The following is a 12,082-nucleotide window of genomic DNA, read 5'->3' on the forward strand; positions in this document are numbered from 1 at the left end:
TGAAAAAGACTAGAAAACAATTTTGTTTTCTAGCCAAAAATCGTATTTTATCGGGTACTTTTTCAGCAGCCTCGCTGCTCTTCCCACTGGAGTCTTCGGACTTGTCCCCTGCTATCTTCTATTTAGGATACTACTTTTTCTATAAAAAGGGGCTTTTGCTACAGCCCCATCTATTTAGGCCCACCATCCATAGAGCCAATCCGCATTCAAAATCCAAAATTGTTTATCAAATATAAAAACTGACCCCGTTAAGAGTCAGTTTTATCTCGATTATACTTCGGCTAGATTGTTTTCATTATTTGAAAAAAACCACTTGAGTGCCTGAAAGACATCGCCTTTTTGTTTAAGCACGTAATACCGGAACCGTTCATCTTCTAAATTTCGGTAAGCCTGCATCAGCGTAGAGTGTCTTTGGTATTGATTTACTTCAGCATAGCCTACCATACTTGAAGCTTCCATCAATTCTTCCATATATCCGAGACACCGGTGATTGTCTGAGGCCAAATTATCTCCATCTGAGAAATGGAATGGATAAATATTATAAAGCCTTGGATGGTACTTTTGCTGAATCACTTCTAAAGCTTTCTGATAAGCTGAGGAACAAATTGTACCTCCACTTTCTCCTTTAGAAAAGAAATCATTTTCACTGACCACTTTAGCCTCGGTATGATGTGCTATAAATTCAATCTCCACTGATTCATATTTCGTTCTTAAAAACCGGACCATCCAAAAAAAGAAGCTGCGAGCCATAAACTTTTCCCATCTGCCCATCGAGCCTGAAGTGTCCATCATTGCCAGAACAACTGCCTTTGATTCTGGTTTGATTTTTTCATTCCAGGTTTTAAATCGTAAATCATCGTTATAAATCGGGATCAGGCCAGGTCTTCCTTCCAGAGCATTCCTTTTAATAGCAGATAATATCGTTCTTCTTTTATCAATATTGCCCATCAGCCCTTTTTTGCGAACATCATTAAACTCAATATCTTCAATTAGCAGCGTGTCTTCTTCTTTTTGCTGTAAATTTGGAAGCGACATTTCACTAAACAGCATTTGTTCTAATTCAAGAATGGAAACCTCTGCCTCATAGTAATCTTCGCCTGCCTTATCTCCTGGTTTATTGCCGGTTCCCGGTTTCTGGCCTGCTCCAGCAGGCTCTCTTGCGATAACATCTCCCTCTTCGCTCGTCCCGTCTCCTTGTCCTGTATATTTATTGTTTTCTGTATTGTATCTAATTTTATATTCATCGACAGAACGAATCGGGATCTTCACCACATCTTTACCGTTGGACATAATGATATTTTCTTCGGTAATCAAATCAGGCAGATTCTTTTTGATTGCTTCCTGAACTTTTTCCTGATGACGCCTTTGATCCTGGTAGCCTTTCCGGTGAAGAGACCAATTTTCCCGGGATACAACAAAATGATGACGTTTATTATCTGACACCGTCTCCCCCCTCTTCCTGTGCCTGAATCCATCGTTTCTTTATCCTATGCGAGAGAGACAAGATAGTTGCAATAAAATAAGATATACCTGCGATCTGAAGCAAAGAAAAACTTATGCTCCAGCTTGCCCAAATGGTGAGATAAGAAGAAACAGAGATTTTAAAAGGAAATAATATAGCAGCTCGGTCAACATACTCTCTGAAGAATTAATAACACTTCTAATTTCCTGTTTCGAAGAAAATCCTCACGATAATAAACTGACCCCCAAAATTCAGATTTGTTAGTCTGACTTTTGGGGGTCGGATCATAAATTCTTCATTTATATTTTAAAATAACTTCATTCGTTCGATTAGGCTGGAAAATGAGTTTACCTTTGCTGGATATGGTTTTCCTACTGGATAAGTGTAAATTCACTTATCGGCCAGTATCTGATATTCGCTTTCCCTACTACTTCTTCAATTGGAATAAAACTTAATTGCCTGCTGTCCATACTATTTTGTCTGTTATCACCGAGTACAAAAATGTGACCTGCAGGAACTGTTTCACTTCCGGTTAATTCCTCAAGCGTGAAATCCTCTGTTAATATTCCTCCGCCCGCTTCCTCTTTGTATCGCTCTAAATATTGCTCATCCTGAGGCTCATCATTAATATATAAAACATCATCTTCATATCGGATTGTATCTCCCGGAAGACCGATAACTCTTTTAATGTAGTCCGATTCTTCATCCGCATGAAAAACAATGAGATCATAACGATCCGGCTGTTCAAATTCATAACCAATTTTATTAATAATTAATCGTTCCCCATCTTCAATCGTCGGCATCATTGATTCACCGTGAACCATATAGTTCGCGAAGAAAAAAGTACGTACTACAAGTACAATCAAAATGACGACAGCGAACGTTTTAATCCAGTCCCAGATCTCGCGCGCTATGTTGTTCATTGACTCTCCTCCATTTCTCGTCTATTATAATGTATCACTCCTTAAAAAAAACAACAATTATTTGTGCAGTAATTCATTAATATTTTACAATTAAAAAGACCCCGTTTTTTCAGGGGTCTTTTTGTATAATTATCAGCGGTTTAAAAGGCTTCCGACATAACGCAGCAGGTCATTGGCTGAAACTGAATTGTACCCATGTTCATCGATTAATCGTGCAATAACTTCATTAACCTTTTTCAATTGTGATTCATCAGGTGTTTTTGTAGATGTGGTGATTTTCACTACGTCCTTCAAATCTGCAAACAGTTTTTTCTGAATAGCTTCCTTCAAGCGTTCGTGGGAGTTATAGTTGAATTTTTTTCCTTTCCTTGCATAGGCGGAAATTCGAATTAGTATTTCTTCCCGGAAGGCACGTTTGGCATTTTCAGAAATACCGATTTGTTCTTCGATGGAACGCATCAGTTTCTCATCCGGACTCATTTCTTCCCCTGTTAATGGATCCATCAATTTATTTTTATTACAGTAGGCTTCTACATTATCCAGATAATTGTCCATTAACGTCTTAGCGGACTCTTCATAGGAATAGACAAAGGCCTTTTGAACTTCTCGCTTCGCTGCATCGTCATATTGCTTTCTTGCGACAGATATAAAGTCCATGTACCGTTCCTTATCCTCTTTCGAAATTGAAGCATGCTGATCGAGACCATCTTTTAATGAGCGCAGGACGTCCAGTGCATTAATTGAATGAACTTCTTTTCGTATAATAGCGGAGGAAATCCGGTTTATTACATAACGGGGGTCAATTCCGTTCATTCCTTCATCATGAAATTCTTTTTTCAATTCGTCTATATCCTGTTCTTTAAATCCTTCAATTTCTTCTCCGTCGTACAGCTTTAGTTTCTTAATAAGATCAATAGTTTGTTTTTTCGGCTCCTTCAATCGTGTCAATATAGAAAAAACTGCTGCAGTTCTTAAGGCATGAGGTGCAATATGCACGTGGCCCATGTCGCTGTCCTTAATCATTTTTTCATATATTCTCTCTTCTTCGGACACTTTTAGATTATAAGGTACCTTCATGACAATAATTCTGGAATGAAGAGCTTCGTTTTTCTTATTTGAAATGAATGATTTATACTCCGCTTCGTTTGTATGGGCTACAATAAGTTCGTCAGCTGAAATTAATGCAAATCTGCCAGCTTTGAAATTCCCTTCCTGAGTCAGCGAAAGCAGGTGCCACAAAAACTTTTCATCACATTTAAGCATCTCTTGAAATTCCATCATGCCCCTGTTCGCTTTATTCAACTCACCGTCAAATCGATAGGCACGCGGATCTGACTCTGAACCATACTGAGCAATAGTTGAAAAATCAATACTTCCTGTTAGGTCTGCAATGTCCTGGGACTTAGGGTCTGACGGGCTGAAGGTTCCAATTCCTACCCGTTTATCTTCAGAGAAAAAGATTCTTTCTATCATGACGTTTTCAATCCGGTTATCAAATTCTTTTTCGAGTCTCATCACATTCAAAGGAGAGAGATGCCCTTCTATTTTTATCCCATACTCATGCTTAAACTCATCGCGAAGATGAGGAGGAATTAGGTGAAGAGGATCCTCATGCATCGGACATCCTTCGATCGCATACACAGCCCCTGCATCAGTTCTTGAATACTGTTCGAGGCCGCGTTTTAACATCGTGACAATAGTTGATTTCCCACCACTTACAGGACCCATTAATAATAATATTCTCTTCCGCACATCCAGCCTTCTTGCTGCAGAATGGAAGTATTCTTCTATCAGCTTTTCCAGCGCTTCTTCAAGACCGAAAATGTCTTTTCCAAAAAATTTATACATCTTATGTGAATCACGTTCTATTACCCCGGCATCTTTTATCATGTTATAAACTCTTGAATGGGCTGTCTGAGCGATATGCGGATTTTCTCGTACAAGCTCAAGATACTCTCTAAAAGTACCGCGCCATTTTAAATTTTCCTCTTCTTCTCTAAATTCTCTTATTTTATGAATAATACTCATTAATCAGATCCTCCCCTTTTCAGAACTTGGGATGCGTGTGAATCCTTTCTAAGTTCTTTACTTCAAGTCTATGCTCTAAAAAAAGGAACATAACTGCTTGATTTATCCGATATAAAAAGGGACACCATAATTTCCGGAGAAAGCAGGATTTTAATGAAAATTGCTACTGGATATATTTGTATTTCCCTATTAATATCTGTTTTCGCACTTTTATTTTCTGGATTCATGGGCGAAGCAGGTGAATTAAAAACACTCAATGGAATTTTGGACGATGAAATAGATGTTGATTCGTCAGCTATGCCTTCAAACAGCTATCTATACGATAAAAACGGCGAGATTTTTTCTGAAATTCATTATGAACAAAACCGCCGATATCTCTCCTTTGAACGAATTCCTCATACAGTTATCAATGCTTTTTTGTCTACCGAAGATCAGCACTTTTATGAACATGAAGGGGTCGATGCCTCAGCCATTGCTCGTGCATTGATGGTAAACGCCAGTTCCGGAGAAATTGAAGAGGGGGCAAGCACTATCACTCAACAGGTGGCAAGAAATTTATATTTATCTAATGAACGTTCCTATAACCGGAAATTAAGTGAATTACTCCATTCTTATCAGCTGGAAAAGGAATTTTCGAAAAAAGAGATTTTAGAGATGTATGTGAATAGTATTTACTTTCATAATGGTGTTTATGGCTTTGAAACAGCAAGTGTTTACTACTTTGGAAAAACTGCTGTTGAGCTGAGCCTCGGCGAAATTGCCTTTCTTGCTGCAATTCCTGCTAACCCATCCCACTATGATCCATTACTAAATAAAGAAAATACTACTGAGCGTCAAGAATGGATTCTTTTAAAAATGGAGGAAACAAATACTATTACGGAAAAAGAAAAATATTCTGCTCTACAAGAAACCATCGAGCTTCAAGTATCAGAAATGCCTGATTTATATCCTGATTATGCTCATTTCATCGAGGCAGAATTAAAACAGCTCATCGCATCCGAGGAAGGATATACAGAACAGCTCGTAAATGCGGAGGAAGACGCGAGAAGTGAAATTTCAGCAGCTTTGGAAGAAAAAACAAGAGAGGTGCTAGCATCAGGTATTCATATTGAAACATATTTATATCCTGAAGCCCAAGAGAAAGTCATACAACAAACAACGGATACTTTACATCAGTTTCAACTGCAGGGAGCGTCCGTTGTTATCAATCATGCAGCCGGCCGAGTTGCTGCAGTAAGTGGTGGAGCAGGATATGAGAAATATGAATTCCATCGAGCCTTTCAGGCCTATCGTCAGCCTGGGTCAGCTATTAAACCACTTCTTGTATTCGGACCATATCTTAACGAATTTGAAGCTTCAATTGCCGATAAAATCAGCACTGACAAATTTTGCAGCAGCAGCTACTGCCCATCTAATGCTGGAGGAGTTACATACGGTAATGTTGATCTGTCCTCTGCATTTGCAAACTCGTATAATACAGCAGCAGTAAGACTCCTGGATAAAACAGGCATCGACACTTCATTTTCTTATTTAGATAGGTTTGACTTTTCAGCTGTTACTGCCCAGGATCATAGTTATCCGGCTGCATTAGGAGGTTTTTCCGAAGGTGTTACACCACTTGAGTTAACAAAAGCGTATACTGTTTTCTCAAATAATGGAGTTTATATACCTCCACGGGGGATTAAGAAAGTTACAGACACAGATGGTAATGTTTTATATGAATGGAAAAACACCAGTTCCGCTGTCTGGACTGAAGAAACCAATAACAAACTGAGAATAATGTTAACAACTGTAATGACAGAAGGAACTGGCAAAGCAGGTTATTTAAATGAAAGTGCGGGAGGAAAAACGGGGACTACGAATGATTATCAGGATCTGTGGTTTGTCGGGTTTAACGATCGCTATACGACCGGAATCTGGCTTGGCCAGGACCAGCCTGCATCTATTCAGGAACAAAGCGGACGTCAGCCTCACTTGAAATTGTGGAAATCCATAATGGAGGATTTACCTTAATTGTGTATATTATATTGGCAGACTGGCCATAAAGCTGTTATACAACCGGGCTGCTGCATATGCTACCGCGAGAATAAACACGCACCAAAAGGACATGTGAAACATCACCATCCCAAACATGCCTGCCCCGGACATGGAGTCTCCAACTTTGTAGACAAAGAAAATAAAATACATAAAACTGCCTCCGGCAAACACGACTGCAATACCTGGCGGGAATGTAATAAAAAGCAGTGAAGTAAGTCCTCCAATTAAATAAATCCAGGAGCCTCCCCGGACTTTGCGAAGAACCTCTCCTTCCACATCATTGGAGAAAAACAACAATGACAATTCCATCATTGTATCAGCAATAAGTTTTAAAGCAGAGAACACCATAAAAAAAGAGAGCATCAATAAAAACAAAAACGTAAGCTTAATACCTGTTTCACTGAAAAATTCCAGCATGCCCGAATATATACCGATCGTATCCAGCCATTGTGAAATATGAGCTTCCGCTGCAATTGATAAAGACAAACTGAATAATAAGATAGATAAGATCGGAAAATGACTCGTTAAATATGTATTTTTCATTTTATATCACCAATTCTTAGGATAAGAAGGCTGCCAACCCGAAATTGGCAGCCGGTGTTTACGTATGATGAATTACTGCAAAGGAACGGAGTTCATTCCCGGAAGAAGGGCTTTTTTCTTTTGATTCACGTTTTTCCTGGTGTGCTTTTTTGAAAGCGTCACTATGCAGCCAATCTTCATAATGCTCTTTTGACTCCCATTTTGTGAAAACTACCAGTTTTTCTGACTCGCCTTCTTGTTCAAGAAACATAAAATCAAGACATCCCGGAACTTTTGTCATATTTTCAGCGCTTTTTCCAAACCTTTGTTTCATACCGCCTTTTGCCTGCTCTGGTACTTCTAATTCGTTCATAACAACGTACATGCCCATCCCACCTTCATAAATTGGTCCAAAAGTTTCCACCATTCAAGTATATCAAGCCCTGCTTTCTTTAACCACTAACAAAACATTCACAGGTCACAAAAAATAGGATATAATAAAGTTTAAAGGGAAAGTATAGTATTTAAAGGAGGATGTACATATGAAACTCGTGCTGCTTCTCGGCATAAGTGTCGCATTTATTATTTCCATTCTTACGGCAGGATTTGAAGACAAGCCGCATAAGCACTAAAATTTTGTTTTTCAGGCCGATCTATAAGCTCGGCCTGATTTCTTATTTTAAGCCCGGAAACGACTGCTGGCGGAGTGCCTCATAAAGAATGATTGCAGCTGTATTCGAAAGATTCAAAGACCGGATCTGGTCATTTTGAGGTATTCGAAGGCACCATTCTTCATTCTTATCAGTTATCGATTCAGGGATTCCTGTGGTTTCACGTCCAAACACAAAAAAATAATCCTCTGCAGGATTGCTGTAATCAAAGTCTGAATACATCCGTTTACCTATGGTTTCTATATAATAAAAATTACCATTCGGCTGTTTCTCTAATAGTTCCTCAAATGAGTCATAATAAAAAATGTGCACGTGTGGCCAATAGTCACAGCCCGCCCTTTTCAGCATTCGATCATCTGTGGAGAACCCCAGCGGCCGGATTAAGTGAAGCCCTGCTCCAGTTCCAGCACATGTCCTAGCAATATTTCCAGTATTTGCCGGGATTTCCGGCTGATATAAAACAATATGAATTCCCATGTTTACACCTCTTTTGACATCCTGCATCCAAACAACGCAATTATACCACATCATCCACATCGATCTTATTGAATATGAAAAAATTTATATTTAATCTTCGGTGTCCAGGCAGTAGAGTCTTCATAACTCCAATAACGATGCCTGCTGTTGGTAGTTTGGGCATTCACCAGCGGTTCTCCATTTGCATCAAACGAAGTAACAATCGTACTGTGCTGCCACCTGCCATCTCCATCAAAATCATAACAAATCACATCACCAATCTCGAGATCTTTTGCTTCCATTCTTTCTGTACCGGCAAGGCCGCTTTTAGAACTGCTTAAAAACCACCTGAATGAATGTGCTACTGACCAACTGTAACTCCAATCTTTTCCATTGTACCACCAGCCTTTTTCCCGTGCAGGCATTCCCCGCATTGGTGCACCGCCGGCCCTCATGCACTGTGAAATAAAGTTCGTACAATTATCTTTGAATTGGTGATAGGATGGATTGTAATTATTCCACCAGTTTTCTGCATATTGAACTGCGGATCTGCGATCATAAGAATATTTTCTCTTAGAATTTATGGTTTCCGTAAAGTTTATCGACTTCTCCCTTATCACTTCTCTCGGTGATTCCTCACGCTCTTCTTTAATAATTCCGTTATTTAAGATTAAAATTTTATTTTTCACTTTTTCTTCCATATATAATTTATCTCTAATATTTACATACTTAGTCTCGTGCACACGGCAGCCAAGCTGGCCTTCATCACTAATCTGTAAATAACTGAAAGGAAGGACATGATATTGTGACTTTACAATTACGGCATTTCTGCGCTGAAGCATTTCTTGAGTTCGCTGAGCTGCCTTCCGCTGATGTGAACTCATATATCCGTTGGTTAAACGGTTTTGAAGTTTCATTTGGAAATACTTCTTAAGCTGCTGATTTGTCATTTAGAAAGCCCCCTCCGATTCATATGTATGAAACAAAGGGGGCGTACATTTCTTTTTTTGGTGATTATAAGGAAGACACCTTTTTAGAATCTGCTTCCAGCTTAAGCAGGAATTCTTTCTTATCAAGGCCGCCGCCGTAACCAACCATAGAACCATTGCTTCCGATAACACGGTGGCACGGAAAAATAATGGGCAAAGGGTTTTTATTATTCGCAGCTCCTACGGCCCGGACCGCTTTCGGAGCCCCGATTCGCTCAGCGACCACTTTATAAGGGCATGTTTCTCCGTAGGGAATGCTTGCCAGCTCCTTCCATACAAGTCGTTGAAATGTTGTTCCGTAAACATCAAGATCCAAATCGAAGCTGTGTCTGTTCCTATGAAAGTATTCGTCTAGCTGCTGAACAGTATTTGAAAAAGACCGGCTGCATTCTACAAGTTCACTGCCAATGCTTCTTCTATTCATCCATGCCTTTATTCCGGGATATGTCTGAGAGGCTTTTCCAAATTGAATAGAGCACAAGCCGTTTGAGGTGGCTGCAAGTGTTAACGGACCAAGTTCACTTGAATATTCCGTAAAATACACTTTTCGTGCTGCCATGCGGACTCCTTCCTTTCTATACATGTATCCTATTAAGAGCTGTTTAGTTGGGTTTCTAGATGCAGTGCTCGGTTGCTTGTCCCTCATTTTACAAAAGGGCACCGTCATATTCAAAGGTTATTTTTGATAACTGTTATTTTTTAAAATTGCATGACCAATTTCGTTATTGACCTCTTTATCTATCTCCAAATTTCTTGCTTCCTGTAATAAATGAATAGCATTATTCGTAGCTATTTCACCGAGAGACCATGCAGCTGTCCCCCGTATAACCGGTCTCGGATCATTGAAAAGAAGCTCTCCCAGAGTATCCACTGAAGCTTCTTCTTTATAATTACCAAGTGCAATTACTGCATTCCGCTGAATTGGCTTTTTACCGCGCCACGAACCAGCCATGCTTCCATAGGTGGAACGAAATGTTTTATTGCTCATCTTCAGCAGAGATAGTAATTGGGGCTTCACTCGTTCAGGATCGGGTTCAAATTCCGGATTGGAATGTATGTCGACCCCTTTGTTTTCAGGGCAGACCTGCTGGCACGTATCGCAGCCATAGAGCCTGTTACCGATTTTTTTGCGGTAACGCTCCGGAAGCATATCCTTCGTCTGGGTCAAATAAGCGATGCATTTACCTGAATCGAGCTGGCCGCCTTGAACCAATGCGCCGGTTGGACAGGCATCCACACATTTATTACAAGTCCCACACTGATCCGTCAAAGGTTGATCCGGCTCAAGGCTCAAGGTCGTAATGAGATCTCCTAAATAGACATAAGATCCGAATTCGGGAGTGATGATGGCACAGTTTTTTCCACTCCAGCCAATTCCTGCACGTTCTGCTACCGCCCGATCAGAAAGTTCCCCAGTATCAACCATTGACAATGCTTTTGAGTCAGGACATATTTCCACTATGAATTGTTCGAGTTTATTCAACTTTTCCCGGAGTACATAATGATAGTCCTCCCCCCAGGATGCTCTGCAAAACAATCCCCTTCGTTCTCCTTTTACATTTTTTGGCGCATTCTTCAACTTCGAAGGGTGTGCCAAAGCAATGGAAATAATGGTCTTTGCTTCCGGCAGCAAAGCCTGTGGATAGGTTCTTTTTTCAATATCCGGTTCTTCAAAACCGGACTGATAATTTAAGTGCTGCTGTTTTATAAGGCGGTCCTTCAGCGTTAAAAATGGATCTGCTGAAGCAAAACCAATTTTATCTATCCCTATTTCTTTACTATATTGAATAATTCTATCTTTCATTTCATGAATTGTCGGTGCAGACATTTGACCACCTCCCAATGCTTTGCTTCAGCGACTCCTCCCTTCATATGGTAAAATGCATATAATAAAAAATAAAGGAGCCTGAAGCATGCTGCCAATTTCAATTAACGAAGAAATATTTTTAAGTACACCTCAATTCAAATGCGGATTTATTTATTATCATGATATTGTTGTAGATGAATCACCAAACATGCTGAAAGGCAGGCTCGATTTTTTTCAAGAAAAAATCCGTGCAGACCTGCTAGAAAAATCTTACAGTGAGTTCGAAGGTCTTAACGAATGGCGGAAGATATTTAAACAGCTGGGAATAGATCCGCAACGATATCGCCCTTCCCATGAATCACTTTTTCGAAGAATCGGAAAAGGAACTGACCTTCCATTTGTTCATTCAGCCGTTGATTTAAATAACTTCTTCTCCCTGCAATACGAAATCCCTATCGGCATCTATGATATTTCTGCCTTACGTGATTATATCAAAATTTCTATTGGAACTGAAACCGATGAATATGAAGGGTTGAACGGAAGAAAGAATCGAATGAGAGGAAAACTGCTGGCAGCTGATGGAAACGGTGCATTCGGAAGCCCGATTGTTGATTCGATTAGAACAAAAACCGATAAATCCACTACAGAGGCAGTCCAAATTTTCTTTTTAAGACCATCGATGTCTGTTGGGGAAGCAGAAGAGCTGCTGCAGGCAGCGGCAAAGATGTTTTTTCAGCTCCATAGCGGAAATTCAGAAATAAAACTGCTGCACCGGCAGAAGCCAGAAGCTGAACTCAGCCTCAACAGATGAAGGAAGCTTTTCTCATTCTGTGTTATAGCTTAAAATCCTGGTTCTAAGTCAATTGTTGGGGTGGAGGCCGTCAGGCCCCGCCCCTTTATCCTACTTGAATGTTCTGATTTTTCGTCTGATGATGTAGTAGAATTTTGCTCCTTAGTCGATCATATCGTCGGAATCCAAAAGCATTCCGTTTTATCACCTTGGTCTGGTTATTCAGTCCTTCGATGGGACCGTTGGTATAACCGAATGTAAAACTGTTGAGAATTTCGGTCTGCCAATTTTTCAGAGTCTGTACGGCCTTGTTTAATGCGGGAAGTCCAGCGTCCTCAACATCTTGATAAAAAGCATATAATTCTTCTTTGATGCTATTTTCTGGATGATAAGTTTC

General features: G+C 39.9%; 13 protein-coding genes. 3 read left to right on the forward strand and 10 right to left on the reverse strand.

The features are described from left to right. Positions 1–236 (forward strand): hypothetical protein (locus ACE4RR_RS21060; protein WP_375537404.1); only part of this gene is annotated, 236 nt, incomplete at its 5' end. 34 nt (positions 237–270) lie between these two features. Here the strand turns inward: ACE4RR_RS21060 and yhbH are convergent. The 3 genes from yhbH to ACE4RR_RS21075 form a co-directional block, all read right to left on the reverse strand. Continuing rightward, entirely contained in the window at positions 271–1,443 is a 1,173-nt protein-coding gene (yhbH, locus tag ACE4RR_RS21065; RefSeq protein WP_375537405.1) for a sporulation protein YhbH, read from the reverse strand. Between the two features lie 390 nt (positions 1,444–1,833). Then, the gene (gene lepB / locus ACE4RR_RS21070; RefSeq protein ID WP_375537406.1) at positions 1,834–2,385 is read right to left on the reverse strand and encodes a signal peptidase I; all 552 of its coding nucleotides are present in this window, start codon (positions 2,383–2,385) and stop codon (positions 1,834–1,836) included. Between the two features lie 132 nt (positions 2,386–2,517). Next, positions 2,518–4,413 (reverse strand): PrkA family serine protein kinase, encoded by a 1,896-nt coding sequence (locus ACE4RR_RS21075; protein WP_375537407.1) that lies wholly within the window; start codon positions 4,411–4,413, stop codon positions 2,518–2,520. Positions 4,414–4,566: 153 nt separating this feature from the next. Between ACE4RR_RS21075 and ACE4RR_RS21080 the strand changes: the two genes are divergently transcribed. After that, the gene (locus ACE4RR_RS21080; protein ID WP_375537408.1) at positions 4,567–6,426 is read left to right on the forward strand and encodes a transglycosylase domain-containing protein; all 1,860 of its coding nucleotides are present in this window, start codon (positions 4,567–4,569) and stop codon (positions 6,424–6,426) included. 9 nt (positions 6,427–6,435) lie between these two features. Here ACE4RR_RS21080 and ACE4RR_RS21085 read toward each other — a convergent pair whose 3' ends face one another. The 6 genes from ACE4RR_RS21085 to queG form a co-directional block, all read right to left on the reverse strand. After that, entirely contained in the window at positions 6,436–6,993 is a 558-nt protein-coding gene (locus ACE4RR_RS21085) for a DUF5366 family protein (RefSeq protein WP_375537409.1), read from the reverse strand. A gap of 58 nt (positions 6,994–7,051) precedes the next feature. Beyond that, entirely contained in the window at positions 7,052–7,357 is a 306-nt protein-coding gene (locus tag ACE4RR_RS21090) for an antibiotic biosynthesis monooxygenase family protein (protein ID WP_375537410.1), read from the reverse strand. A 289-nt stretch (positions 7,358–7,646) separates the two neighbouring features. Further along, positions 7,647–8,120 (reverse strand): tRNA (uridine(34)/cytosine(34)/5-carboxymethylaminomethyluridine(34)-2'-O)-methyltransferase TrmL, encoded by a 474-nt coding sequence (trmL, locus tag ACE4RR_RS21095; protein ID WP_375537411.1) that lies wholly within the window; start codon positions 8,118–8,120, stop codon positions 7,647–7,649. Positions 8,121–8,185: 65 nt separating this feature from the next. Then, on the reverse strand, positions 8,186–9,049 hold the full coding sequence (locus ACE4RR_RS21100) for an amidase domain-containing protein (protein ID WP_375537412.1): 864 nt from the start codon (positions 9,047–9,049) through the stop codon (positions 8,186–8,188). Positions 9,050–9,113: 64 nt separating this feature from the next. Beyond that, positions 9,114–9,647, reverse strand: coding sequence for a methylated-DNA--[protein]-cysteine S-methyltransferase (locus tag ACE4RR_RS21105; RefSeq protein ID WP_375537413.1), 534 nt, complete (start codon positions 9,645–9,647; stop codon positions 9,114–9,116). A gap of 117 nt (positions 9,648–9,764) precedes the next feature. Next, positions 9,765–10,916 carry a tRNA epoxyqueuosine(34) reductase QueG gene (gene queG, locus ACE4RR_RS21110; RefSeq protein WP_375537414.1) on the reverse strand — a complete coding sequence of 384 codons (1,152 nt, stop codon included), beginning with the start codon at positions 10,914–10,916 and terminating at the stop codon, positions 9,765–9,767. A gap of 85 nt (positions 10,917–11,001) precedes the next feature. Here queG and ACE4RR_RS21115 point away from each other — a divergent pair, with 85 nt between their 5' ends. After that, positions 11,002–11,706 carry a B3/B4 domain-containing protein gene (locus tag ACE4RR_RS21115; RefSeq protein WP_375537415.1) on the forward strand — a complete coding sequence of 235 codons (705 nt, stop codon included), beginning with the start codon at positions 11,002–11,004 and terminating at the stop codon, positions 11,704–11,706. A gap of 85 nt (positions 11,707–11,791) precedes the next feature. Here ACE4RR_RS21115 and ACE4RR_RS21120 read toward each other — a convergent pair. Next, on the reverse strand, positions 11,792–12,082 hold a 291-nt coding region (locus tag ACE4RR_RS21120), incomplete at its 5' end, for a transposase (RefSeq protein WP_375537416.1).

Origin of the sequence: Alteribacillus sp. HJP-4 (assembly GCF_042139015.1) — a bacterium.
Classification (GTDB): Bacteria; Bacillota; Bacilli; order Bacillales; family Marinococcaceae; genus JBHIKY01.

Coding starts and splice junctions, on each gene's coding strand:
- lepB (WP_375537406.1), bottom strand. CDS start 2,385: ATGAACAACATAGCGCGCGAGATCTGGGACTGGATTAAAACGTTCGCT.
- ACE4RR_RS21075 (WP_375537407.1), bottom strand. CDS start 4,413: ATGAGTATTATTCATAAAATAAGAGAATTTAGAGAAGAAGAGGAAAAT.
- ACE4RR_RS21080 (WP_375537408.1), top strand. CDS start 4,567: ATGAAAATTGCTACTGGATATATTTGTATTTCCCTATTAATATCTGTT.
- ACE4RR_RS21085 (WP_375537409.1), bottom strand. CDS start 6,993: ATGAAAAATACATATTTAACGAGTCATTTTCCGATCTTATCTATCTTA.
- ACE4RR_RS21090 (WP_375537410.1), bottom strand. CDS start 7,357: ATGTACGTTGTTATGAACGAATTAGAAGTACCAGAGCAGGCAAAAGGC.
- trmL (WP_375537411.1), bottom strand. CDS start 8,120: ATGGGAATTCATATTGTTTTATATCAGCCGGAAATCCCGGCAAATACT.
- ACE4RR_RS21100 (WP_375537412.1), bottom strand. CDS start 9,049: ATGACAAATCAGCAGCTTAAGAAGTATTTCCAAATGAAACTTCAAAAC.
- ACE4RR_RS21105 (WP_375537413.1), bottom strand. CDS start 9,647: ATGGCAGCACGAAAAGTGTATTTTACGGAATATTCAAGTGAACTTGGT.
- queG (WP_375537414.1), bottom strand. CDS start 10,916: ATGTCTGCACCGACAATTCATGAAATGAAAGATAGAATTATTCAATAT.
- ACE4RR_RS21115 (WP_375537415.1), top strand. CDS start 11,002: ATGCTGCCAATTTCAATTAACGAAGAAATATTTTTAAGTACACCTCAA.